This is a genomic window from Amycolatopsis sp. NPDC051716, from assembly GCF_040681595.1.
In the GTDB taxonomy this organism is placed as follows: Bacteria; Actinomycetota; Actinomycetes; order Mycobacteriales; family Pseudonocardiaceae; genus Amycolatopsis.
Map to the genome: position 1 here is coordinate 67448 of NZ_JBFAZA010000025.1, position 24504 is coordinate 91951.

General features: G+C 71.6%; 15 protein-coding genes and 1 tRNA gene. 8 read left to right on the forward strand and 8 right to left on the reverse strand.

The window, feature by feature from the left end:
* Window positions 1-144: 144 nt before the first annotated feature.
* From carB to AB0M30_RS30220, 4 genes are all read right to left on the reverse strand, one after another.
* Window positions 145-3477, reverse strand: coding sequence for a carbamoyl-phosphate synthase large subunit (gene carB / locus AB0M30_RS30205; RefSeq protein WP_364590404.1), 3333 nt, complete (start codon window positions 3475-3477; stop codon window positions 145-147).
* The gene (gene carA, locus AB0M30_RS30210) at window positions 3470-4585 is read right to left on the reverse strand and encodes a glutamine-hydrolyzing carbamoyl-phosphate synthase small subunit (protein WP_364590407.1); all 1116 of its coding nucleotides are present in this window, start codon (window positions 4583-4585) and stop codon (window positions 3470-3472) included. The genes carB and carA overlap by 8 nt, the downstream gene beginning before the upstream one ends.
* Window positions 4586-4752: 167 nt before the next feature.
* A complete protein-coding gene (locus tag AB0M30_RS30215; protein WP_364590410.1) occupies window positions 4753-5499 on the reverse strand; it encodes a class I SAM-dependent methyltransferase in 747 nt (248 codons plus the stop codon).
* Window positions 5496-6668, reverse strand: coding sequence for a DegT/DnrJ/EryC1/StrS family aminotransferase (locus tag AB0M30_RS30220; protein ID WP_364590413.1), 1173 nt, complete (start codon window positions 6666-6668; stop codon window positions 5496-5498). The genes AB0M30_RS30215 and AB0M30_RS30220 overlap by 4 nt, the downstream gene beginning before the upstream one ends.
* Window positions 6669-6909: 241 nt before the next feature.
* Between AB0M30_RS30220 and AB0M30_RS30225 the strand changes: the two genes are divergently transcribed.
* The 3 genes from AB0M30_RS30225 to AB0M30_RS30235 are packed head-to-tail and all read left to right on the forward strand — an operon-like array spanning window position 6910 to window position 10291.
* Window positions 6910-8202 carry an activator-dependent family glycosyltransferase gene (locus AB0M30_RS30225; RefSeq protein WP_364590416.1) on the forward strand — a complete coding sequence of 431 codons (1293 nt, stop codon included), beginning with the start codon at window positions 6910-6912 and terminating at the stop codon, window positions 8200-8202.
* Between the two features lie 37 nt (window positions 8203-8239).
* Window positions 8240-9571, forward strand: a complete 1332-nt coding sequence (rfbH, locus tag AB0M30_RS30230; RefSeq protein ID WP_364590419.1) for a lipopolysaccharide biosynthesis protein RfbH — start codon at window positions 8240-8242, stop codon at window positions 9569-9571.
* A gap of 9 nt (window positions 9572-9580) precedes the next feature.
* The gene (locus tag AB0M30_RS30235) at window positions 9581-10291 is read left to right on the forward strand and encodes a class I SAM-dependent methyltransferase (protein WP_364590422.1); all 711 of its coding nucleotides are present in this window, start codon (window positions 9581-9583) and stop codon (window positions 10289-10291) included.
* Window positions 10292-10485: 194 nt separating this feature from the next.
* Here the strand turns inward: AB0M30_RS30235 and AB0M30_RS30240 are convergent, their stop codons facing one another.
* The 3 genes from AB0M30_RS30240 to AB0M30_RS30250 form a co-directional block, all read right to left on the reverse strand.
* Window positions 10486-11583 carry a nucleotide disphospho-sugar-binding domain-containing protein gene (locus AB0M30_RS30240; RefSeq protein WP_364590425.1) on the reverse strand — a complete coding sequence of 366 codons (1098 nt, stop codon included), beginning with the start codon at window positions 11581-11583 and terminating at the stop codon, window positions 10486-10488.
* A 911-nt stretch (window positions 11584-12494) separates the two neighbouring features.
* Window positions 12495-12571, reverse strand: a tRNA-Arg gene (locus tag AB0M30_RS30245).
* A 683-nt stretch (window positions 12572-13254) separates the two neighbouring features.
* Window positions 13255-13638 carry a peptidase inhibitor family I36 protein gene (locus AB0M30_RS30250; RefSeq protein ID WP_364590428.1) on the reverse strand — a complete coding sequence of 128 codons (384 nt, stop codon included), beginning with the start codon at window positions 13636-13638 and terminating at the stop codon, window positions 13255-13257.
* A 224-nt stretch (window positions 13639-13862) separates the two neighbouring features.
* On the opposite strand from AB0M30_RS30250, the gene AB0M30_RS30255 reads away from it, so the two are divergent.
* Window positions 13863-15044, forward strand: a complete 1182-nt coding sequence (locus AB0M30_RS30255; protein ID WP_364590431.1) for an MFS transporter — start codon at window positions 13863-13865, stop codon at window positions 15042-15044.
* A gap of 174 nt (window positions 15045-15218) precedes the next feature.
* Window positions 15219-16391, forward strand: a complete 1173-nt coding sequence (locus AB0M30_RS30260) for an ATP-binding protein (protein ID WP_364590434.1) — start codon at window positions 15219-15221, stop codon at window positions 16389-16391.
* Here AB0M30_RS30260 and AB0M30_RS30265 read toward each other — a convergent pair.
* Window positions 16365-17003: a histidine phosphatase family protein gene (locus tag AB0M30_RS30265; protein ID WP_364590437.1), complete on the reverse strand. Its 639-nt coding sequence runs from the start codon at window positions 17001-17003 to the stop codon at window positions 16365-16367. The genes AB0M30_RS30260 and AB0M30_RS30265 overlap by 27 nt on opposite strands.
* Window positions 17004-17060: 57 nt before the next feature.
* On the opposite strand from AB0M30_RS30265, the gene AB0M30_RS30270 reads away from it, so the two are divergent.
* From AB0M30_RS30270 to AB0M30_RS30280, 3 genes are all read left to right on the forward strand, one after another.
* Window positions 17061-19070 (forward strand): cytochrome c oxidase assembly protein, encoded by a 2010-nt coding sequence (locus AB0M30_RS30270; RefSeq protein ID WP_364590440.1) that lies wholly within the window; start codon window positions 17061-17063, stop codon window positions 19068-19070.
* A 148-nt stretch (window positions 19071-19218) separates the two neighbouring features.
* The gene (gene ettA, locus AB0M30_RS30275) at window positions 19219-20895 is read left to right on the forward strand and encodes an energy-dependent translational throttle protein EttA (protein WP_364590443.1); all 1677 of its coding nucleotides are present in this window, start codon (window positions 19219-19221) and stop codon (window positions 20893-20895) included.
* Window positions 20896-20911: 16 nt separating this feature from the next.
* On the forward strand, window positions 20912-24025 hold the full coding sequence (locus AB0M30_RS30280; protein WP_364590445.1) for a hypothetical protein: 3114 nt from the start codon (window positions 20912-20914) through the stop codon (window positions 24023-24025).
* Window positions 24026-24504: the final 479 nt, after the last annotated feature.

Below are 24504 nucleotides of genomic sequence, written 5' to 3' on the forward strand. Positions count from 1 at the left end.
GGGCGGGTTCGTCCCGCACCGTCACCGCCGGGGTGCCCGTCGTGGTGCCCGCTCAAGGGGCACGACAGCGCGTGGCCCGTCCCGGTCCGGGCGCGCGGCCGATCCGGACCGGTGCCCCACCGGTCCGGATCGGCCGCGCCGGGCTCAGGCGGCCCGGGGCGTGGGTGTGGCGGCGGCCTCCGAGCGGAGCGCCGCGTGCACTTCCTGCAGGGACCGCACCGGCACACCGCGCTCCGCCTCCGCCCCCGGTTCCGGCGCGGTGCCGGGAGTTCCCGTCACGGCGAGGGTGCGGACGTCGAACCGGAGCTGCCCGTCGTGCGGGTCCACGCGCGGAGTCAGGACCAGCCCGGCCGCGCCGGTCCCGGTGCGGGCGACGGCCTGTTCCACGCCGTCCGCGGCCGGTTCCTCGGCGCAGGCGATGCCCGCGGCCCGCAGCAGCTCGGCGGTCCCCGGCGTAGCCGTGAACGTGAACCCGAGGTGGGCCAGGCGTTCGATCGCGGGGAGCCCGCCGTCGGCGCCGAGGACGGTGACGACCACCTTCGCGTGGTTGACCGACCCACGGGCCGCCGTCTGCGCCTTGAGGTAGGCGTCGGCGAACCGGGGCCCGGTGGCCATCACTTCGCCGGTGGACTTCATCTCCGGGCCCAGCCGGTCGTTCACCGGTTCCCCGCGCGGGGTGCGGAACCGGCCGAAGGGCAGGATGGCTTCCTTGACCGCGAAGGGAGCGGAGGCGGGCGGGAGGCCGCCGTCGCCGCTGCGGGCCAGCAAGCCCTCGGCGCGCAGTTCCGCGATGGTGGCGCCGAACATGATCCGGGCCGCGGCCTTCGCCAGCGGTGTCCCGGTCACCTTGCACACGAACGGCACCGTGCGGGAAGCCCGCGGGTTGACCTCCAGGACGTACAGGTCGTCGCCTTGGAGTGCGTACTGGACGTTGAACAGTCCGCACACGCCGATGTGCCGCGCGAGCGCCGTGGTGTACCGGCGCACCTCCGCCAAGTGCTCCGGCGTGAGGGTCACCGGCGGGAGCACGCACGCCGAATCGCCGGAATGGATGCCGGCCTCTTCGAGGTGTTCCATCACGCCGCCGAGGTACACCTCACCGGTGGCGTCGGCGAGCGCGTCGACGTCGATCTCGACCGCGCCGGCCAGGAACCGGTCGACGAGGACCGGGTGGCGCGGCGAGATGTCCGTCGCGCGGGCGATGTAGCGCTCGAGCGTGTGCCGGTCGTGAGCCAGTTCCATGCCGCGGCCGCCGAGCACGTACGACGGCCGGACGAGCACGGGATACCCGATCTCGTCGGCGATCCGCTCGGCTTCGGCGAAACTGCGCGCCATGCCGTACCTCGGTGCCAGCAGCCCGGCGCGGGTCACCAGCTCGCCGAAGACCCCGCGGTCCTCCACCGAGTGGATCGCGTCCGGGGTCGTCCCGACGACGGGCAGCCCGGCCGCGGCCAGCTCCCTGGCGAGCCCCACCGGCGTCTGCCCGCCCAGCTGGACGACCACGCCGGCCACGCCGGGACCGCCGGCGGCGAGGCCGGACTCGTGCTCGGCCCGGTACACCTCGAAGACGTCCTCGAACGTCAGCGGCTCGAAGTAGAGCCGGTCGGCCGTCCGGTAGTCGGTCGACACGGTTTCGGGGTTGCAGTTGACCATGACCGTCTCGTAGCCGGCCTCGCGCAGCGACATCGCCGCGTGCACGCAGGAATAGTCGAACTCGATGCCCTGCCCGATCCGGTTCGGACCGGAGCCGAGGATCAGCACCTTGGCGCGGGCCGAGAGCGCGACTTCGGTCTCCTCCTCGTAGCACGAGTAGTGGTAGGGCGTGCTCGCGGCGAACTCCGCGGCGCACGTGTCGACGGTCTTGTACACCGGGAACACGCCCAGCCGCTCTCGCAGCGCGCGGACGCCGCCTTCGCCGTCCAGCTCCGGCCGGAGCGCGCCGAGCTGCTCGTCCGACAGACCGGCGCGCTTCGCGTCCCGCAGCAGGGCGGGATCGAGCTCGGGCGCGGTGACGATCCGGGCCCGCAGCTCGACGAGGACGGCGATCTGGTCGACGAACCAGGCGTCGATGCCGGAGGCCTCGGCCACCTGCGTGACCGTGACGCCGGCCCGCAGCGCCCGCTCGACGGTGTGGAGACGCCCGTCGTGCGGGACGCGCAGGGCGGCGAGCAGCGAACCGGCGGTCTCCGGCTCGGGTTCCCCGGTGGTCCAGAAGCCCGTAGCGGGTGTTTCCAGCGACCGCATGGCCTTGGTGAGGGCTTCGGCGAAGGTTCGGCCGATCGCCATCGCTTCACCGACCGACTTCATCGTGGTGGACAGCTCGGTGTCGGCGTCGGGGAACTTCTCGAAGGCGAACCGGGGCATCTTCACCACGACGTAGTCGAGCGCGGGCTCGAACGCGGCGGGGGTGGATCGCGTGATGTCGTTCGGGATCTCGGCGAGCGTGTAACCGATGGCGAGCTTCGCCGCGATCTCGGCGATCGGGAACCCGGTCGCCTTCGACGCCAGCGCGGAGCTCCGCGACACCCGCGGGTTCATCTCGATGACGACCATCCGGCCGGTCTCCGGCTCGACGGCGAACTGGATGTTGCAGCCACCGGTGTCGACGCCGACCTCACGGAGCACGGCGATCCCGAGGTCGCGCATGGCCTGGTATTCGCGGTCGGTGAGGGTCATCGCCGGGGCCACGGTGACGGAGTCGCCGGTGTGCACGCCCATCGGGTCGACGTTCTCGATGCAGCAGACCACCACGACGTTGTCGTCGCGGTCGCGCATCAGTTCGAGCTCGTACTCCTTCCAGCCCAGCACGCTTTCTTCGATCAGCACCTCGCCGACCGGGCTCGCGGTCAGCCCGCCGCCCGCCAGGCGTTCGAGCTCCTCGTCGGTGCGGGCCAGGCCCGAACCGAGGCCGCCCAGCGTGTAGCTGGGCCGGACCACGACCGGCAGGCCGAGCTCTTCGACGGTCGAAACGACTTCCGCCATCGACCGGCACACCCGCGACCGCAGCACGATGTCCTCACCGCACGGCGAGGACGCGGCCGCGAAACCGATGCGGGCCCCGGCTTTCGCGACGACGTCCTTGAACAGCTGGCGGTCTTCGCCGCGGCGGATCGCGTCGAGGTCGGCGCCGATGAGCTCCACACCGTACCGGGCGAGCACGCCCGTCTCGGCCAGTGTCACCGCCGTGTTGAGCGCGGTCTGCCCGCCGAGCGTGGCCAGCAGCGCGTCCGGTCGTTCCCGGTCGATCACCTTCTCGACGAACTCCGGGGTGACCGGCTCCACGTAGGTCGCGTCGGCGAACTCCGGGTCCGTCATGATGGTCGCCGGGTTGGAGTTGATGAGGCTGACCCGCAGGCCCTCCTGACGCAGTGCGCGGCACGCCTGGGTGCCCGAGTAGTCGAATTCGCACGCCTGGCCGATGACGATCGGGCCGGACCCGATGATGAGGACGTGACGCAGGTCGGTCCGCCTAGGCATACCGTCCCTCCAAAAGCGCGGCGAAGCGGTCGAACAGCGGGTCGGCATCGTGCGGGCCGGCCGCCGCTTCGGGGTGGTACTGCACCGAAAAGGCCCGGGTGTCACGGCACCGCAGCCCCTCGACGACCTGGTCGTTGAGGCACACGTGGCTCACCTCGACCGTGCCGTACGGGGTCGGCGAGCGCCGGTGCGGTGGCGCGTCGACCGCGAAACCGTGGTTGTGCGCGGTCACCTCGACCTTGCCGCTCGACCGATCCAGCACCGGCTGGTTCAGCCCGCGGTGGCCGTACCCGAGCTTGTAGGTGCCGAACCCGAGCGCCCGCCCGAGGATCTGGTTCCCGAAGCAGATGCCGAACACCGGGATCCGACGGTCGAGGACCGCCCTGGTCAGTGCGACGGCGGTGTCCGCGGTGCCGGGGTCGCCCGGGCCGTTGGACAGGAAGACCGCGTCGGCACCCACCGCCAGCACCTGCTCCACCCCCGAATCCGGCGGGAGCACATGGGTGGTGATCCCTCTGGCGGCGAGCCGCCGCGGGGTGTTCCGCTTGATGCCGAAGTCGATCGCGGCCACGGTGTACCGGGTCGCACCCTCGCTGGGCACCGTGTAAGCGCTCGCGGTCGCCACTTCGCCGGCCAGGTCGGCGCCGGACATCGACGGCTGCTCCCGCACCCGGTCCAGCAGTGACCGCGGCTCGGTGTCCACAGTGGATATACCGGCGCGCATGGTGCCCCGCTCGCGCAGGTGCCGGGTCAACGCCCGGGTGTCGACACCGGAGATGCCGACGACCCCCTCGGCGGTCAGGCGGTCTTCGAGGCCGCCGCGGGCGCGCCAGTTCGACCGGAGCCTTGCCGGTTCGCGCACGACGTAGCCGGAAACCCAGATCCGCGCCGATTCGTCGTCTTCGCCGTTGACGCCGGTGTTGCCGATCTGCGGCGCGGTCATCGCGACGATCTGACGGTGGTAGGAGGGGTCGGTCAGCACTTCCTGGTAGCCGGTCATCCCGGTGTTGAAGACGGCTTCGCCGAACGTCTCGCCCCGGGCGCCGAAGGCGTCGCCGGCGAAGCACCGGCCGTCCTCGAGGACCAGGATCGCCGGTTCGCGGCTCATGACGACGGCTCGTTCCGCGTGCCGGCCCGGCCGTCCGGATGGTGTGTAAGGTCGGCGTGAAACTTGTGCACCGGCTACCTCATTCCGACATCCTGGGCGCGGCGGGTGCCGGAAGTCTTCTTCCGGCACCCGGCGCCCGCTTGCTGATTGGCTTTCGGTGGTGGTGCTCAGCCTCGGCGCACTCCGACGAACAGCCCACGGTGGACGAACCCGCCGTCGCGCCGCAGGTGTTCCGCTGCGCAGCCCGCGTGTTCGAGTGCGGTGAGGTACTCCTCGTGGGTGAACAGGGTGAGCGGCTGTACGTGGGTGAGGTGGCGGATGCCGCCGGCGTCCGCCACGAGGTAGTGCGCTTCGTGCCGCACCGAGGTTCCGGTGCGCGTCGACGTCGAGAGCCGGGCCACCGTCCGGGATTCGTCGCGGACCACGTCGTGCCCGACGTGCCCGTCGAGGAAGTTCCCCGGTGTCCAATAGGGATCGATGACGAGCACGCCGCCCGGCTCGAGGTGCCGGGCCATGGTCCTGACCGCGCCCTCGAGTTCGGCCGTGTCCCGCGAGTAGCCGATGGTGCTGGTCAGGCAGCAGACCGCGCCGAACGTGCGGCCGAGGTCGAAATCGCGCATGTCGCCCTGGTGAACGGGCGCGCCGCCGAGCCTGGCCCGGGCCAGTGCGCACATCGACTCGGACAGCTCCACTCCCGCGACCTCGCCGAAGCGCTTCGCGAGCGACTGCAGGTGGGAGCCGGTCCCGCAGCCGACGTCGAGCACGGAGTCCGCGCCGGGGTACCGGTCGAGGATCACCTCGGCGAGGATGCCGCCGTCGGCGGCGAAGTCCTGGCCGCGGCCCGCGTAGAAGAGTTCGTACAGCTCGCTGACGTCCTGGTCGTAGACGGCGCTGACCCGATCGTCGGTGGTCATCGGTTCCCGCCTTCCTCGAAGCCCGGCGCCGAGGCCGAGCGGCGGGCGACCGACGCGCGCAGCGCGGCGATGACGGTTTCGACGTCGTCGTCGGTCAGCCCCTGGTGCAGCGGCAGGCACAGGGTCCGCGCGACGGCGCGCTCCGCGTCGGGCAGCCGGGCCGCGGACCCGTAGGCTTCGACCTGGTGCAGGGCCCGGTAGCGGAACGTGGTGTAGATGCCGTTCTCCAGCAGGTCCTTTGCCACCTCGTCGCGGATCCGCTCGTCCAGCTGGACCCAGTAGAGGTAGTGCGAGGTGCGGTGCCCCGGCGGCAGGGCCGGCGGGGTGAGAATGCCGGCTACACCGGAGAGTTCCTCGTCGTACCGGGCGACGACGTCTTCCCGGCGCGCGACGAAGTCCTTCAGCTTTCCCAGCTGGACGAGCCCGATGGCGGACTGGATGTCGTTCATCACCGAGCGCCGGGAGAACGACGTGATCTGGAAGTCCCACCAGCGCTTGCTGGCGCTCTTGGCCTGGGAATAGCCGCTGAACTGTTCGAGCCCGAAGTAGGCGAACCTCGCGGCTCGCCGGACCAGCTCGGGATCGCGGGCGGACAGCATGCCGCCGTCCCCGGCCACCGCGATCTTCGCGCTGTCGAAGCTCCACGTCCCGACGTCCCCGATCGTGCCGCACGCCTGGCCGTCCACCCGGGAGGCGATGGAGTTGGCGGAGTCCTCGACGAGGAAGATCCGCCGGCGGCGGCAGAGCTCGGCGATTTCGGTGATCTGACCGGGATATCCGCCGTAGTGCAGCAGGATGACGGCCTTCGTCCGCGGGGTGAGGACGGCTTCGATGTTGTCGACGGTCGGGTTGAGCGTGCGGGGATCGACGTCGCAGAAGACCGGGGTCGCCCCGTGCGCCGCGACCGCGTTGCCCGCGCCCACGAAGCTGACGGTCGGCAGCACGACCTCGTCCCCCTCGCCCACCTCGGCGAGCTGCATCGAGATGAACAAGGCCTCCGTGCAGGAGCTGACTGTCGTGACCCGGTCGTGCGTGATACCCAGGTGATCGGCGAACATCGCCTCGAATTCCGCGGTCCGTCCGCCCTTGCCGAGCCAGTTGCTCTCGAAGACGTCAGCGACCGCGGCCAGTTCCGCCTGACCGACGGTCGGCTGGAAGACGTTGATCATCACGTTCCTCTCGTGAGGTTTCCGGCGCCTGAAACCTTTGACGGAGGTTCAGTCTCGACGGTGCGGAGCGGGTCCGCCGTCCTCAGGGTTGCTCTGGCGACGCGGGCGGGAGTGGCCGGGCCCGGCGTGAGCGGCAGCCGGAAGCGGCAGACGAAGAGAAGCCCCGGCGCGTCGAACAGTGCGAAGGTCGCTTGAGATCGCGGGACGCCGGCACCGTTTCGCGCGAACTGGAGGTTTGTCCATGCGCGTGCTGTTCCTGACCCCGGCCAACAGGTCACACCTCTACATCGCGACTCCACTGGCGTGGGCGTTGCGCAGCGCCGGGCACGACGTGTGCGTCGCCAGCAGGCCGGACCTGGCGGAGACCATCGAGCAGACCGGCCTCATCGGCGTGACCTGCGGTCCACCCGACGACGCCACCATGACCGCGCGGATGAACGAGGCCGAACCGGAGCCACCCGCGGACCCGGACGGCTGGCGGGATCCCCACCAGACCGACTACGCCAAGGACGACCGGATCGGCGAGTACGAATCCCTCATCACCAACCTCTATTCGGTGATGTCGCCGGACGCTATGCTGGACGACCTGGTGACCTTCGCCCGCCGCTGGCAACCCGATCTGGTCATCTGGGACATGCTGACCTACGCGGGCCCGTTGGCGGCCCGGGCCTGCGGCGCGGCTCACGCCCGGCTCACCCTCGCCACCGACGGGATGGGCCAGCTGCGCACCGCTTTCCTCGCCGAGCGGACGAACCCGGACTACGACCCGCTGCGCGAGTGGTTCCAGCCGCGGCTCGACCGGTACGACTGCGGCGAATTCGCCGAGGACCTGTCGCTCGGCCAGTGGACCATCGACCCGATGCCGTCGTGGACCTGGCACCCCGACGGCGTGGACTACCTCCCGGTCCGGCACGTGCCGTTCAACGGCCCCGCTCTCGCACCGAGCTGGGTCTACGAAGAACGGGACCGGCGGCGAGTGTGCGTCACGCTCGGCAACTCCCACCGGGACGCCGGCCGGGGTGAGGCGTCGGCCGCCGATCTCCTGTCCGCGGTCGCCGACCTGGACGTCGAAGTCGTCGCGACCCTCGACACCCGGCAACTGGGCGAGACCACGTTGCCCGGCAACGTCCGCGCGGTGGACTTCGTGCCCCTGAACGAACTCCTGCCGACCTGCTCGGCACTGGTCCACCACGGTGGCGCGGGCACGTTCGCCGCGGCGGTCGAACACGCCGTGCCGCAGCTGATCGTGCCCAGCAGCTGGTGGAGCGAACGCTGGTACGGGCCGATCGCGATGGCGAACGGGCTGCAGGAACACGGTGCGGGCCGGTACATCAGCGATTCCGAGCACCTGACGCCCGAGCGGCTCCGCGACGGTCTCGTCCGGGTGCTTTCGGACCCGTCCTTCCAGACCAACGCCGAGCAGTTGCGCAAGGAGACGCTGGAAATGCCGTCGCCGGCCGCGATCGTGCCGGACCTCGAGCGCCTGACCCGCCGGTATCGCGCGACGTCGTCGCGCACCGGACTGGCCGGCTGAGCGTCCGGTCGCAGACCAGGAGAAGGAGACCGACGAGATGAGCGACCAGAAGGCGCACCTGCTGGAGGAAGTCCGCAAGTACCACGAATCCGTCGACCAGGCCGCCACGTTCGAGCCGGGTGTCACGGAAATCTGGCCCTCGGGAGCGGTCCTCGACGCCGACGACCGGGTGGCGCTGGTCGAGGCCGCACTGGATCTGCGGATCGCCGCGGGGAAGTCCGTCCGCGAGTTCCAGAAGGCGATCGCGCGCAAGCTGAACCTGCGCAAGGCCCACCTGACCAACTCCGGCTCGTCGGCCAACCTCCTGGCGGTGTCCGCGCTGACGTCGCCTCACCTCGAAGAGCGGCGGCTCCGCCCCGGGGACGAGGTGATCACCCCGGCGGCGGCGTTCCCGACGACGGTGAACCCCCTGCTGCAGAACGGCCTCACCCCGGTGTTCGTCGACGTGGAGCTGAAGACCTACAACACGACGGTGGACCTGGTGAAGCGGGCGATCGGGCCGAAGACCCGCGCGATCATCATCGCGCACACGCTCGGCAACCCGTACGAGGTCACCGAGATGGCCCGGCTGGCGAAAGAGCACGATCTCTTCCTGATCGAGGACAACTGCGACGCGCTGGGGTCCACTTACGAGGGGCGCCCCACCGGCAGTTTCGGCGATCTCGCCACGATCAGCTTCTACCCGGCCCACCACATCACCATGGGCGAGGGCGGCTGCGTGGCGACCGGGAGCGTGGCCATGGCCCGCATCGTGGAATCGTTGCGGGACTGGGGCCGCGACTGCTGGTGCGAGCCGGGCAAGAGCAACACCTGTTTCAAGCGGTTCGAATGGCAGCTGGGCTCGCTCCCGGCGGGCTACGACCACAAGTACATCTATTCCCACATCGGCTACAACCTCAAGACGACGGACCTGCAAGCCGCGCTGGGCCTGACCCAGCTGGCCAAACTGGACGGCTTCTGCGCGGCCCGCAAGCACAACTGGAGCCGGCTGCGTGCCGGGCTGGAGGGGCTGCCCCACCTGGTGCTGCCGGAAGCGACCCCCGGCGCGGACCCGAGCTGGTTCGGCTTCGTGATCACCCTCGCCCAGGATGCGCCGTTCACCCGCGCACAGCTGGTGTCGTTCCTCGAAAGCCGCAAGATCGGCACCCGCAAGCTGTTCGGCGGCAACCTGACGCGGCAACCGGCGTACATCGACCAGCCGTACCGCGTCGTCGGCGAACTGACCAACAGTGACGTCATCACCGAGCGGACGTTCTGGATCGGCGTGTACCCGGGCCTGACCGACGAGATGATCGACTACGTCATCTCCTCGATCAAGGGGTTCGTGCTTTCCCGCCGTTCGTCGTCCGCCGCCGACCTCGCTGCCTGAAGGGGAGACATGTTCGAGCGACAGCTGGCCGAGGTCTGGGACCTGATCTACCGTACCGGCCGCGGCAAGGAGTACCGGGGCGAAGCGGAGATGATCGCCGAGGTCGTCCGCGCCCGCAACCCGCACGCGGCGACACTGCTCGACGTCGGCTGCGGCACCGGCGAGCACGTCCAACGGCTCGCGAAGCTTTTCGACCACGTCGAGGGCATGGACCTTTCGCCGCACATGGTGGCGATCGCGAGCGCGAAGGTACCGCAGGCGGCGTTCCACGTCGGCGACATGTGCGACTTCGACCTCGGCCAAACCTTCGACGCGGTGGTGTCGCTGTACACGGTGGTGGGCTACCTCCCGTCGATCGACGCACTGGGTGCGGCGATCGAGCGGATGGTCGCACACCTCGCCCCGGACGGTGTGCTGATCGTCGAACCCTGGTGGTTCACCGAGAAGTTCGTCGACGGCTACATCGCGGGCGACGTGGTCCGCGGCGACGGCCGGACGGTGTCCCGGGTATCCCGCACCGAACGTCGCGGCGACCACGCTCACATGGACATCCACTACGTGGTGGCGGACGAGCAGGGAATGGAGCACTTCACCGAGAAGCACGTCTTCAGCCTGTGGTCACAGGATCAGTACCTGAAGGCGTTTTCCGACGCCGGTCTCGAGATGCGTTACGTCGAGGACGCGTTGTACTGCGGGATGTTCGTAGGGCAGCGGCGATAGCGTTCGCGCTCCGGCGGCCCCACTGCCTGGTGGGGCCGCCGGAGCGCGCCCAGTTCCAGCGCGCCCAGTTCCTCGGCTCCGTGGCGATGCCCGGGGCCGGTTCTTCGGCCGCGTGGCCATGCTCGCGTGGTGATGCTCGTGCTCGACGTCGGTTTTCCGGCGGTGACGTCGGTTTTCCGGCGGTGCCGCGGTGCTCAGAACCAGCTCTCCAGCCGCGCGGCGATGTCGGCCGGGCTGGGCTGGGCGGCGATCTCCGTGGCGATCTGCTCGGCGGCCGTCCGGTGCTCGGCCGGCTCGAGTACCGAACGGCAGGCGCGGTAGACCGCTTCGATCGTGGTCTCGTCGGGCAAGAGCATGATGCCGGCCCCGCCTTTGGCCGCGGCCTCCGCGTTGTCGAACTGGTCGTCGAACTGCGGAATCATCACCTGCGGGCACGCGGCGGCGAGGGCGGTCAGCGCGGTGCCCTGCCCGGCGTGGTTGATCGTCGCCACGCAGGTTTGCAGCACCTCGGCGAGGGGCAGCCGGCCCACGTGGCGGACGCGGTCGGGCAGGTCCGGCCAGGTCGCCGCCACCTCGTCGTCGATCGCGACCACGAATTCGGCGTCCAGCGAGCTGAGCCGCCGGAGCAGCGGGACGACGAATCCGGCGATGTCCCGCGAGCCGAGGTGGGGAAGCAGCGTGCCGAACGTCAGGCAGACCCGTGGCAGGTGCCGGTGGCTGGTCAGCCAGCGAGGGACGGACGCGTCCCCGTTGTACGGCACGTGCCGGATGCTGTGGTGGGTTTCGGCGTAGGCGGGTCGCAAGCTCGGGGGCCAGGGGTTGAGCAGGACATCGGCGGCGCCGAGAGCGGTGCTTCCCCCTTCGGCGTCCCAGGCGGATCGGTACTCGGTCAGTTGCGCGGCGCCCCAGTGCAGTTCGACACGAGGCAGCCCGTGATCCTCGGCGACCAGGGGACCGGCCAGTTCCGCCCGTTCGCTGACGACCAGGTCGGGACGCCAATCCCGGACGAGCTCGTCGGCTCCGGAAAGACTGCGGCGCGCGATCCTCGCGAAGGCGAGCCCGTGCGCGAACCGCTGGTTTTCGTGCGGGAACAGGTCTGTCGCGGCAACGTCGGCCGCCCCGCCGGAAGCGCTCCACGAGCAGACCGGCAGACCGGTGCGCAGGACGGTGGCGCGGAAGTCGTTCGTCGTCGCCACCAAGACGTCGTGACCGCGAGCCCGGCACGCCCAGGCGAGCGGCACCAGAGGGAAGAAGTGACCCGGCAAACCGATGGTGGTGAACAGAATGCGCACGGCCACTCCCGCCTCGCTGACTCGACGCCGACCACGCTATCGCCGATCCGCCGCTTGCCTTCTCCTCGATTGACCCGGCCGGGACGGCCGGAGGCGCAAGCGAACTGCGGATGAGCGGCGAGCTCGCCGATGTGGCGTGGACGTTCCGGCCGCCGGCTTTCGCACCGGCCTCTTCCGTCAAGCGGCCTCCGATATGGACGGTGACGTATCCGTTGTGCCGTCCCGGTTGCCGCCGCCGGGTGGCGGATTCGGTGTGTCCGCCGAACCCGCGGTTTCGCGGCCGGCGGCCGTTGCCTGGCCGGTTCCCGGCGGGCAGCTGTCCGGGTGTCGGAAGTCCGTCGCCGTGGCGTGGCCGGTGGCCGACGGGCGGCCGGCCGTGCCGCCGGGGGTCGCCGCGGTGCCGGGTGCCGTCGCGGCGCGGGATGCGTGGCCGGCCGTGGGCGCGGAGGCTGCTGCCCCGGCTGTGGCGTCCGGCCGCACTGACCGGTCTCGTTCGTCGAGGTGGCGCAGCTTCACCAGGTGCCGCCGGACCAGGCCGGCCCGGCGGGCTTCCTCGAAGACCAGGCGGGCAGCGCGGTTCGCACGCCTGCGCTGCTCCCGTGGGGTGGGTTGCCGGTGAACCATCGTGGTCGTCCTTCGGGTGTGCTCCCGCCCGCACGGTGCCGGGAGCGGGTCTGGTGCTCGTCGCTTGGGGTGATCGTGTGGTTGCGCAAGGAGGTGATAACAAGGTCGTCTCGAAAGGAAGTCCGATCGGGGCACTGCGCCACTCGGCCGCTGACGTGTTGCGTCTTCCGGACCTGCGCTTGACAAGGCGCGGCCGTCCATTGTGGGCGCGGACCGCTGCCCAGCGACGAAACCGATTTTCCGGCCAGGGCGCACCGTGCGCGGCCCGCGCACGGCGTCTTCCCTGGTGGCGCCCCCGGCAGGACTCGAACCTGCGACCTAGAGATTAGAAGGCTCTTGCTCTATCCAGCTGAGCTACGAGGGCCCGCGCCGACGACCTGTACCGGCCGTGCCGGTCGCCCGGCATCGGCAGCTTAGTCGTCGCCAACCTCTCGATCGTTCGACACCGGCGAATCGTTTCAGGTCTCGTTCGACTTAATTCGAGAACTCGTCGGCCCCGATGTCACGGCGGGGCAACGTACCGAGCCCGCACGCCGCCGGCTCGCCCGGAACGACGATGGTGCCGACCTGCGGGCGACACTCGGTCGGGTGGCCGCGTGCCTGCTGCTCGCGTGCCTGGTGGTGTGACGAAGGGCATGGCTTCCTCGCTTTCCGAAACGGTTGCTGGGGTGGGCCCGCGGGCGGCTGAGTCGCGGGCGACGGCTGGAGGCTGGTCGTGTGTGGCCGGTCGCTGTGCGTGGTCGGCCCGGGGTGCCCCACGGGGCCGCCATGACCCCCTACGTTGCGAGGGGTCCCACCGGAGCCGCCCGGCGAAGATCGGCGAGCCAGGGACCACGGAGCCCGCCTGGGCGGGCACCGGCGAGCGAGAGCCACCGGAGCCCGCACGGGCGAAGACCCGCGGGAGCGGGGCCCGTGGGCGCGCCACGCCGGAGAGGCGCGCCCACGGGTTGGGGCCGCTGTCGGGGGAGCGGCCCCGGACGGGCCCGTCCGCCGCCGCGAGCCGGCTCCCCCTTGGGGCGGACGGCGGTGTGGGCCCAGCTCATGACGTCACTCCCAGATCTGGATCCCGCGGACCAGGAACGGCGCGTCCGGCACGAAGGTGCCGCCCCCCGGATAGGTGACGAAATCACCCTCGGTCGAGCATTCCTCGCTCTGGTACACCGTGACGTCCCGGCTCATCCGGTTCACGAACGACGATCCGTCGAATCCTCCGGGCAGGGAAATGCATTCCCCCGGATTCGCGGTGCGCAGGTCGAAACGCTGGGCCTCGCCGCCATAACCGTCCGCGGACCACAGGCAGAACTCACCCTTCCGGCAGCTCGGATCCGCCGGGGCCGACGCGGCCTGTGCCACTCCGGCACTGGTCAAGAGCCCGACCACCGCCAAGACGAGCAGGTGCGGCAGGCGGGTGCGAAGACGACGTGAAGACATTGTGGATTTCCCCTCCGGAGTCGCGGCCCGATTGCGGGCCGCGGTGAACGTGTAATTCCAGATTGGCGGGTTGCCGGCCAGTTGTCAGCCCGTGATTTCCTTTCTGTGGACAAGTCGCCGGTGGGTGACCGGTTGTCCACAGGTCCGCGAATGGGTCTTGCGGCCGGGGAGTTCCAGTGTTACGCGCGGCCGTGCCAAGCTGGCACGATCGAGAGGGGGCAGCGATGCGAGACCGGGTCGCGGTGTTCACCGTCTTCGCCCTCAACGGCCTCGCGGTGGGCTCGTGGGCGACGCGGACGCCCGCGTTGACCGCGCAGGTGCACGCCTCACCGGGGGTTTTCGGGCTCGCCCTCTTCGGTGCCAGCGCCGGCCTGCTGGCCGCCGCCTCGTTGTCCGGGCGGCTCGTCGAACGCGCCGGGGCCAGGGCGGCCGTGGCGGGGAGCACCGGCCTGGCCGCCGTCTCGCTGGTGCTGATCGGGTTCGCGCCCGACGTCCCGCTCCTGGCCGGGGCGCTGTTCGTGATGGGCGTGAGCATCGGGATGCTCGATGTCGCGATGAACGTCGCCGCGGTGGCTGTCGAACGCCGGTCCGGCCGTCCGCTCATGCCGGTGTTCCACGCGGGTTTCAGCTTCGGCGCGCTCGCCGGTTCGCTGGCCGCGGGCCTCGCCGCCGCGCACGGCTGGTCCCCGGCGCGCCATCTCACCGTCGCCGGCGTGGCCACCGTCGTGGTGCTGCTGTCGGTGGTCCGCGCGGTCCCCGGCATCCACCCCGCGCACACCACCGGGCCCGTGGCGACCACCGGCCGCCGGGCCCCGGTGCGCCGTCCGGCGCTGTGGCTGCTCGCCGCCGTCGCGCTGTGCTCGGCCGTCGCCGAGGGCGCGGTGGGGGACTGGTCCGCGCTGCTGATGACGGCCGAACGCGGGGCGGGCCCGGGCGCCGCCGCACTGGCGTTCGCGGGGTTCCAGCTGGTCATGACCCTGACCCGGCTCGGCGGTCCGTGGCTGCAGCGGCGGTTCGGGCTGACCCGCTGCCTCACCGGGGGTGCGACGCTGGCCGCGGCCGGGCTGCTCGCCGCGGCCGCCGTCCCGGTCGCCGCCGTCGGCTTCGCCGGCTTCGCGCTGGCCGGCGCGGGGCTCGCCGCGTCGTTCCCGCTCGCGCTCAGCCTGGCCGGGGACGCCGGGAAACGCGCCGACGGCACCGGCGGGGAACGCGAAATCGGCTTCGTCACGGCGATCGCCTACACCGGGTTCCTCGGTGGTCCGCCGCTCATCGGCGGGATCGCGCAGGCGGCGGGTTTCGGCGTGGCGTTCCTGTTCGTCACGCTGATCGCCGCGCTGATCCTGCCCGCCGCGGTCGCCGCCCGGCGGTCGCGCCGCCGCGAGGAAGCGCGGCAGACGTCCGGATGAAGGCGGGAGGGACCGCCGCACCCGGGACGTCACCTCGAAGGCCGCCCGACCCGTTGACAGTGCGGAACCGCTCGGGGCAAGCTGATCCGGGTCGGTAAACTGAAATGAATACGGCGACGTTTCAATTTCAGGTCGGCTGATCAAGGCGGGGGCGCCTTGACCGGGGAGGACGTCGTGAGGGTTGTGCTGCTCGGCGGAGCGGGGGCGCTCGCCGGCGGAAGCGGGCGGTGGGGCGGGCTGTCGCTCGTCCAGAGCGCCGTGCCGCGGCTCGTTCTGGTGCCCGCCGCGTTCCGGCTGGCGCTGTTCCTGCAGGCGGTCTGGTCCACCGGCGCGCTTGGCGCGCCGGCGCTCTGGCTCACCGTCGTGTTCTTCGTCGTGCCCAACCTCCTGGAGGTGGCCTGGGTCTTCCGCCGCGCGACCGGCATCCGGCCGGTTCTCGCCGCCGACACCGCGTACACCCTCGTCACGAGCCTGGCGGCGGCGGCGTTCGCGCCCGGCCTGCTCACCCTGACCTGGCCCAACATCATGGGCACGGTCATGGTCTGGACCCTGCTGCGCGGCGCGCCGTCCGGGGCGGTCGCCGTCCTCGGCGCCGTGCTCCTGCGCTACGGCATGGCCGCGGTGTCGGGCACCTCGGCCCCCGCGACGTGGATCCTGCTGGCCCTGGTCGCGGCCGCCGCGACGGCCCTGGCCATCGTGCTGCTGGTCGCCGGGTCGATGCGGTTCGCGCTCGGGCTGGGCGAGCAGCGTGGCCGCGCTGCCGAGCGGGAGCGGCACCGCCGCGACGTCCACGACACCGTCCTGCAGGTGATGGAGTCCCTCGCGCTGCCCGCGCCCGGGGACGCGCTCGACCCGCGAGGCAGCCTCGACCAGGTCCGCCGCACCGCCCGCGCGCAGGCCCTGCGGCTGCGGCTGAGCCTCGACGGCGACGCGCCCGCCGAGCCGGGCGGGCTCGAACACCGCCTCGGCGCGCTGGCGGTCGAGATGACGGCCGACGGTCTCCGTGTCGACCTCGTGGTCCTCGCGAAGCCCACGGACGTCCCCGAAGCCGTCGTCAACGCTCTTCACGACGCCACCCGCGAAGCCCTGCGAAACACCTTGAAGCACGCGAGAACGGCGAAGGCCGTGGTGTGCCTCGAAGAGCGCGAAGACGTCGTCACGGTGTCCGTGCGCGATCACGGCACCGGCTTCGACCTCGCCGCGAGCCACGTGGGGTTCGGCATCGAGAACTCGATCCACGCGCGGATGGCCGAGATCGAGGGCGCCGCGCGCATCGACTCGGCGCCCGGCCACGGCACCCGCGTCGTGCTGACCGCGCCGCTAAAGCTGGGTTTCCCCGTCGGGTGAGTCCCGCCACTGGGCGAACGGGCGGTCCAGCGCCCACTTGCCGTCCTGCTCTTCTAGGACGCGGTACTCGCAGGTCGCCGGGTTGGACAGGGACTCGAACAGCTCGATGCTCCAGCCGAAGAGCCGCCGGCACAGCAGCCGCAGCGTGAGCCCGTGGGAGACGATCAGGACCGTCTCCGGGTGACTTTCCTCGCGCACCCGCAGGTCCGAGAGGAACGCCGCGACGCGGTCGTCGACGTCCGCGCCCGACTCGCCGAACGGCAGCCGGTAGAAGAAGTGCCCGAACTCGTGGCGCCGCGCCTTCTGGACCTCCTGCTCGGCCGGGTCCTGCAGGTTGCCCCAGTCCTGCTCGCGCAGCCGCGGCTCCTGGACCAGCCGCTCGCACGACGCGTGGATGTCCAGCAGCCGCAACGTCTCCCGGGTGCGCAGGTACGGGCTGACGTACACCGCGGGCCGCGAGCCGTCGAGCAGCCGCGCGATCTCCGGCGCCACCGCGCGGGCCTCCTGCTCTCCCTCGGCGGTCAGCGGCAGCGCGTGGTCGGGGATCCGCGTGTAGGCGAGCTCGTCGACGTTGCCGAGCGACTCGGCGTGCCGCAGCAGGATCATCTTCACGGCTCCCATCCTGCCCGTCACACGGGCCTGACCGGGGCTGGGCATACGCTCAGGGGCGTGTCCGCGACGAAATCCGACGTCCCCACCCAGCGCCGGGCCAGCGTGCTGCCCCTGCTCGTGGTCGGTGTCCTGCTGGCCGCCGTGGTCGCGATCGGCCTGATCGCGCTCACCGGCGGGGCCGGTTACGCCATCGCCGGCCTGCCCGATCCGGGGCTGGTCACCAAGTACGGCATCACCGTCATGCGCGTGGTGTCCGAATCCGCGTCGGTGATCTGCGTCGGGTCGCTGCTGCTGGCCGCCTTCCTGGTGCCGCCGCAGAAGTCCGGGACGCTCGGGCCCGAGGGCTACGGCGCCCTGCGCGCGGCGGGGATCGCCGCCTGGGTGTGGTTCGCCGCGGCCCTGCTCTCGGTCGCCTTCACCGCCGCCGACACCGCCGGAAAGCCCTTCGGTGACGTCCTGGACCCGCAGACGCTGCTCGACCTCGTCGGCGCCATCGAACAGCCGAAGGCGTGGCTGTGGACGGCGCTGATCGCGATCCTCATCGCGCTCGGCTGCCGGCTCGCGCTGTCCTGGGGCTGGACGGCGGTGCTGTTCTTCGCCGCCGTCGGCGGGCTGGTCCCGGTCGCCGTCACCGGGCACTCCGCCAGCGGCGGCTCGCACGACGTCGCCACCAACAGCCTGCTGTTCCACCTGGTCGCCGCGGCGTTGTGGGTTGGCGGCCTGGTCGCCCTGCTGGCGCTGGGTTACCGGCGCGGGGGCCACCTGAGCCTGGCCGCGCAGCGGTTCTCCAAGCTGGCCCTGGTCTGCTGGATCGTGATGGCGCTCTCCGGCGCGGTCAACGCGCTGGTCCGGATCGGCCTGAACGACCTGTTCACCACCGACTACGGCCTGCTCGTGGTGGCCAAGACGGTGGCACTGCTGCTGCTCGGGGTGTTCGGTCACCAGCAGCGCGAAAAGGGTGTCGCGAACCTCGTCGACGGCAAGGGCGGCGCCCAGCTGCTGCGCCTGGCCTCGGTCGAGATCCTGATCATGTTCGTCACCATCGGCATCGCCTCCGGGCTGGCCAGGACACCGCCGCCGGCGGACGCGATCACCCAGCCGTCCACCACCGAGCTGCTGATCGGCTACAACCTCGACGGCGCGCCGACGGTGTGGCGGCTGCTCTTCGACACCCGCTTCGACCTGGTGTACGGAACGCTCGCACTGGTGCTGGGCGGCCTGTACCTCGCCGGGGTCCGGCGGCTGCTGCGCCGCGGCGACACCTGGCCGGTGGGCCGCACGGTCGCCTGGATCGCCGGCTGCGTGGTGCTGCTGATCGCGACGTCGTCGGGCGTCGGCCGGTACGCGCCCGCGATGTTCAGCGTGCACATGGGCAACCACATGCTGCTGTCGATGGTGGCGCCGGTGCTGTTCGTGCTCGGCGGGCCGGTGACGCTCGCGCTGCGTGCCCTGCCGGCCGCGGGCAAGGACACCCCGCCCGGGCCGCGCGAGTGGCTCGTCGCCTTCGTCCATTCGCCGGTGTCGCGGTTCCTGACCCACCCGGTGGTCGCGCTGCTGCTGTTCGTCGGCTCGTTCTACGCGCTCTACTTCTCCGGCCTGTTCGACACCGCCCTGAACTACCACTGGGCGCACCTGGCGATGAACGGGCACTTCCTGCTCGCCGGGTACGTCTTCTACTGGCCGGTGATCGGCGTCGACCCGGCGCCGCGGCGGATCCCGTACCTCGGCCGGCTCGGGATGATGTTCGCCGCGATGCCGTTCCACGCGTTCTTCGGCGTGATCCTGATGAGCAAGCAGACGGTCATCGGGCAGGTCTTCTACGGCCAGCTGCACCTGCCGTGGGTCACCGACCTGCTCGCCGACCAGCGGCTCGGCGGCGGCATCGCCTGGGCGGCCGGCGAGGTCCCGGTGCTGCTGGTGCTGATCGCGCTGCTGGTGCAGTGGTCGCGTCAGGACGAGCGCGAGGCGAAGCGGCGTGACCGGCGCGAAGCGGTGACGGGCGACGAAGAGCTGAACGCCTACAACGCGATGCTGAAGAACCTCGCCGAGGGCAAGCGGGCCGACTGAGTCTCGACGTCCGGTTGAGCTTGAGCCGCTGTCCGGCTGCCGGGAAAACGGCCGTTTCGGTAGTCTCGCCGTGATCTCGGGCTGACTTTCGGTAGTGCGGTGGTGACCGGCGTCGAGCCGCGATCAAGCGCGCTCTACGATCGTGGGTATGGCCGAGTTCATCTACACCATGAAGAAGGTGCGCAAGACCGTCGGGGACAAGGTCATCCTCGACGACGTCAGCACCGCGTTCTACCCCGGCGCCAAGATCGGCGTGGTGGGGCCGAACGGTGCCGGTAAGTCCACCGTTCTCAAGATCATGGCGGGGATCGAGCAGGCCAGCAACGGCGAAGCGTTCCTCCAGCCCGGCGCCTCCGTCGGCATCCTCATGCAGGAGCCGGTGCTCAACGAGGAGAAGACCGTCCGGCAGAACGTCGAGGAGGGCCTCGGCGAAGTCAAGGTCAAGCTCGACCGGTACAACGAGGTCCTCAAGCTCATGGAGACCGAGTACACCGAAGAGCTGATGGAGGAGATGGGCCAGCTCCAGGAGGAGCTGGACCACGCCGACGCCTGGGAGCTCGACTCGACCGTCGAGCAGGCGATGGACGCGCTGCGCTGCCCGCCGCCGGACGAAGGCGTCTCCCACCTCTCCGGTGGTGAGCGCCGCCGGGTCGCGCTGTGCAAGCTGCTGCTGTCGGCGCCCGACCTGCTGCTGCTCGACGAGCCCACCAACCACCTGGACGCCGAAAGTGTCCTGTGGCTGGAGCAGTTCCTCTCCCGCTACGCCGGCGCCGTCCTCGCCGTCACCCACGACCGGTACTTCCTGGACAACGTGGCCCAGTGGATCATGGAGATCGACCGCGGCCGCGTCGTCGGCTACGAGGGCAACTACTCGACGTACCTGGAGAAGAAGCGCGAGCGCCTCGAGGTCCAGGGCAAGAAGGACCAGAAGCTCGCGAAGCGCCTGAAGACCGAGCTCGAGTGGGTGCGGTCCAACGCGAAGGCGCGGCAGACCAAGTCCCGCTCGCGCCTCGACCGCTACGAGGAGATGGCGGCGGAGGCGGACAAGCACCGCAAGCTCGACTTCGAAGAGATCCAGATCCCGCCGGGCCCGCGGCTGGGCAACGTCGTGGTCGAGGTCGAGAAGCTGCGCAAGGGCTTCGACGAGCGCGTCCTCATCGACGGGCTGTCGTTCGACCTGCCGCGCAACGGCATCGTCGGCGTGATCGGCCCGAACGGCGTCGGCAAGACCACGCTGTTCAAGACCATCGTCAGGCTCGAGGAGCCGGACGGCGGCGAGGTCAAGATCGGCGAGACGGTCAAACTGTCCTATGTGGACCAGAACCGCGGCGGGATCGACCCGAAGAAGACCGTCTGGCAGGTCGTCTCCGACGAGCTGGACTACATCCACGTCGGGCAGACCGAAATGCCGTCGCGGGCGTACGTCAGCGCGTTCGGCTTCAAGGGCCCGGACCAGCAGAAGCCGGCGGGCGTGCTCTCCGGTGGTGAGCGCAACCGGCTCAACCTGGCGCTGACGCTCAAGCAGGGCGGGAACCTGATCCTGCTCGACGAGCCGACGAACGACCTGGACGTCGAGACGCTGGGCTCGCTGGAGAACGCGCTGGAGCAGTTCCCCGGCTGCGCCGTCGTGATTTCCCACGACCGGTGGTTCCTGGACCGGGTCGCGACGCACATCCTGGCCTGGGAAGGCACCGACGAGAACCCCGCGCAGTGGTTCTGGTTCGAGGGCAACTTCGAGGGGTACGAGAAGAACAAGGTCGAGCGGCTCGGCGCCGAAGCGGCCCGGCCGCACCGCGTCACCCATCGCAAGCTGAAGCGCGACTGAGGGGGCGGGTTTCCCCGTGGAAGCCAGCAAACAGCACCGGACGGGCCCGTTCTCGCGCACTGAGAGCGGGCGCTCCGCCAATGCCGGGGGAACCCTCTCCGCAGTCGGCCGGCTGATCGAGCGGGCGGACGCCCTGCACCTGCGGGCGCCCGAGCTCGCGCTGGTCCTCGGCGAGCGCGCGGCCGCGCTGGCCGAGGCCGCGAGCGCCGACGAGCAGTGGATCCGGGCCGAGAGCCTGGTCGTGTCCGCGCGCGTCCGGGTCGGCGACCGCCCGGGGACCGTCGGGCGCGCGGTCGCGGCGTTGCGCGCGGCCGAGCACGCGGGCTACGGCGACATCGCCGCGCGCCTGCGCATCGACCTCGCCGTCTGCGCCCGCAGCCTGGGCGTGCCGCTGACCGGCCTCGCCGCGTTGCGGCCGGTGCTCACCGATCCGGTGGTCTCACCGGTGCACCGCGCGGCCGCGTTGTGCCACCTGGTGGGTTGCCTCGGCCAGCTCGGACGCAAGTCGGAGCTGGACCGCGTGCTCGTGGAGGCGGACAAGCTCGTCGTCGGCGACGACTCGCTGGGTGCGGACACCCAGCTGCTGGTGCGGGCGCTGCTGCGCGTCGGCACGGCCGCCCACCGGCGGCGCCACGGCGACTTGACGGCGGCGGCCGACGCCGCCCGGACCGGGCTCGGTTTTTTGGAGAAGCTCGACAACCCGGCCGACGACGGCGGTCTCGTCCGCATCCGGCTGGTGCTGCTGCTGGTCAGCACGCTGCTCGACCGCGGCGACGCCGAAATGGCGTACGAGATCGCGGAGCCGGTGCTGGCCGAGCCGGTGCGCGCGGCGGGCGTCGCACCGATGGGCTGGCTGCGGCTGGCCGTCGCGACGCGCGTCCACTTGCCCGCGGGGTCCGGCGAAGCGGCGATCGAGCTGGTCCGCGAAGCCGTGGCGAGCACGGACCGGCACGGGCTGTCGGCGATCACCGCCCGGTTGTGGCTGGAGCTGGCGCAGCTGCAGGAGCGGTTCGGGCAGGCGGAGGAGGCCATCGCGTGCCTGTACCGCTCGCGGGCGGCGGAGCAGCTGCACGCCCGGGCCCGGCGGCAGGCGTGCAGCGTGCTGGCCGGCGAGTTCGGCACGGGGCAGCCGGCCTCGGTGGATCTGGACGAGGTGCTGAAGGCGGTGCCGTCGCGGCCGGTCCCGGTCGTCGCGGCCGAGCCGGTTCCCCAGCCGGTTCCTCAGCCTGAGCCCCGGACGCCGGCGTGGTCGTTCGGACGGCCGCGGGTGACCGCCGATGCGGCGGAGACGACGTTGATGCCGGCGGTGCGGGATGAGCCGGGATCCCGGGTGCGGCCGGAGCCGATCGAGGTGCGGGCGCCGGAGCGCCGGCCCGGTGAGCCGGGTGCGACGCGGGAGCCGGTCGCCTCGCGGCCGGGCCGAGGAGCGGAGCGGCCGGAGCCTGGTGAGCCGCGGCCGGTGGTTCGACCGGGACCCGTCGAGACGAGGTCGGCGCCCGAGCTTGCCGAACCGCGTGCGGCTGGGCTGGGTTCGGGGCACGGGCCGGAGTTCGGTGAGTCGGCGGGGCGTGGTGCTGGGCTGGGGTCGGAGCACCGATCGGAGCTTGGTGAGTCGGCGGGGCGAGGAGCTGGGCAGGAGCCGGGGTACCGACCGGAGCTTGGCGAGTCGGCGGGGCGTGGCGTCGGACCAGGGACGGAGCACCGATCGGAGCCCGGCCAGTCGGCGGGTCGTGGAGTTGGGCTGGGGTCGGGGTATCGGCCGGAGCTTGGCGAGTCGGCGGGTCGTGGCGTTGGGCAGCGGTCGGGGCACGGGCCGGAGTTTGGTGAGTCGGCGGGGCGAGGAGCTGGGCAGGAGCCGGGGTACGGGCCGGAGTTCGGCGAGTCGGCCGAGCGTGGTGCTGGGCTGGGGTCGGAGCGCCGCCCGGAGTTTGGTGAGTCGGCGGGTCGTGGCGTTGGGCTGGGGTCCGAGCACCGATCGGAGCCCGGCCGGCCGGCGGAGCGGGGAGCTGCGCAGCGGTCGGGGCCGGAGTTCGGTGATTCGGCGGAGCGTGGAGCTGGGCTGGGGTCGGAGCACCGGCCGGAGCCTGGTGAGTCGGCGGGGCGTAGGCGGCGGCCCGAGCCCGTTGAGCCGCGGTTGGCCGAGCGTGGCCGGGAGCCGGACTTCGCGTCGGAGCCTTCGGCGCTGCGGCCGGAGCCGGAGGTCCGGCCGGCGCCTGGGTCGGACTACCGGTCCGAGCTTGTCGAGTCTCGGGGGCCGGAGTACCGGTCCGAGCCGGCCGGCCGCGAGCCGGAGTCGCGGCCGGAGCCCGGTGAGGTGCGGCGTGAGCCGGACTTCGCATCGGAGCCGGCCGAGGCGCGGCCCGAGCCGACCGACGTGCGGTCCGCCGGGGAGGTCGTCGAGCCGGCACCCGAGGCGGCACCCGCCGAACTCGGCAAGACCAAGTTCTCCTGGGCCGCGCTGGCCGAAGCGCGGCTGCGGGAGACCGCGGCCGAACGGGAGTCGGCGCCCACGCGCGTCACGCCGGCGTTGCCGCTCGCGCCCGAGCCCGCCGCCGAGCGGGAGCCGTGGGGGTCCGAGGGGCGGCGGCAGGAGCCGCCACCGTCGACGCGTCACGACGCCGAGCACGGTTCGGAGGCCGCGCGTTCGGTGCTGGACCGCCTGGGCATCTCGGCCTCCGGGAGCGCCGGGGGCCGTCGCCGGGCGGAAGACGCCGATCGGCCGCGCGCCGAGGAACCGGCGCGTCCGGAGCCGGAGCTCGCTCCGCCGCCGCGGCCGGAGGACGAACCACCGTCCGTGCCGGACTACCGCGACGAAGCCGAGCCGTGGTTGCCGCGGCTGCGGATGCCACCGTCGCTGGAACCGATGGAGGACTTCGGCCACTGGACCCCGGCGACGGCCCCGTTCCCGGAGAGCTACGCCCGCGCGATCGCGGAGGACGAGCCCCCACCGGACGCCGGCCTCGCCGACCTGCTCGCCCGCGCCCTCGCCGAGCACCAGGCGGGCACGGCCAGCGCGGCGGCGCTGGTCAAGCAGCTCGACTCCCAGAACGCGGGCCGCCGCAACGGCCACGGTCGCAACGGCCACGGCGCCGAGGTGCCGGACTCCCGCGGCCACGGCTCGCGCGACTGACCTGCTGAAGGACTCGTAACGCCGGACCGCCCCGGCTCGGCCGATCGGGAGCCGCGGCCTGAGCCGTTGGGCGCTGCCCCCGTTTTCCACGCTACCGGCAGCCACCGACAGTTTTGCCGCGGCCGACGACCACGGGACCGCACAGCAGCCAGTTCACCCCGGCCAGGTTCCGGTCGCCGAGCCACCCCGATCCGTCGCCGACCTGCCCCGCCGTGACCGCAGTGGGATCCGTCGCACTCCGGCGTCGCCGACCGGCCGACAGCGTTCGCCGAACGGCAGCACGCCCGATCAACTGAACCGATCACGTTGGCTCCACGCCGGGTGACGTCCGCCGACCGCGGCTGGTCAGCGCCGCGCCGGAGCCGGGAAGACAACCCGTCAGTAGCTTGACCGATCACGCGAATCCCAAGCCCCGGAAGGGTTTTCGGGGCTCCGGGAACCTCCGGGTCTTCATGTGATCCCGGATCGCGCGCATTAGT

What these genes read in the sequence shown, in the direction of transcription:
- carB (WP_364590404.1), bottom strand. Translation starts at nt 3,477, where the DNA reads ATGCCTAGGCGGACCGACCTGCGTCACGTCCTCATCATCGGGTCCGGC.
- carA (WP_364590407.1), bottom strand. Translation starts at nt 4,585, where the DNA reads ATGAGCCGCGAACCGGCGATCCTGGTCCTCGAGGACGGCCGGTGCTTC.
- AB0M30_RS30215 (WP_364590410.1), bottom strand. Translation starts at nt 5,499, where the DNA reads ATGACCACCGACGATCGGGTCAGCGCCGTCTACGACCAGGACGTCAGC.
- AB0M30_RS30220 (WP_364590413.1), bottom strand. Translation starts at nt 6,668, where the DNA reads ATGATCAACGTCTTCCAGCCGACCGTCGGTCAGGCGGAACTGGCCGCG.
- AB0M30_RS30225 (WP_364590416.1), top strand. Translation starts at nt 6,910, where the DNA reads ATGCGCGTGCTGTTCCTGACCCCGGCCAACAGGTCACACCTCTACATC.
- rfbH (WP_364590419.1), top strand. Translation starts at nt 8,240, where the DNA reads ATGAGCGACCAGAAGGCGCACCTGCTGGAGGAAGTCCGCAAGTACCAC.
- AB0M30_RS30235 (WP_364590422.1), top strand. Translation starts at nt 9,581, where the DNA reads ATGTTCGAGCGACAGCTGGCCGAGGTCTGGGACCTGATCTACCGTACC.
- AB0M30_RS30250 (WP_364590428.1), bottom strand. Translation starts at nt 13,638, where the DNA reads ATGTCTTCACGTCGTCTTCGCACCCGCCTGCCGCACCTGCTCGTCTTG.
- AB0M30_RS30255 (WP_364590431.1), top strand. Translation starts at nt 13,863, where the DNA reads ATGCGAGACCGGGTCGCGGTGTTCACCGTCTTCGCCCTCAACGGCCTC.
- ettA (WP_364590443.1), top strand. Translation starts at nt 19,219, where the DNA reads ATGGCCGAGTTCATCTACACCATGAAGAAGGTGCGCAAGACCGTCGGG.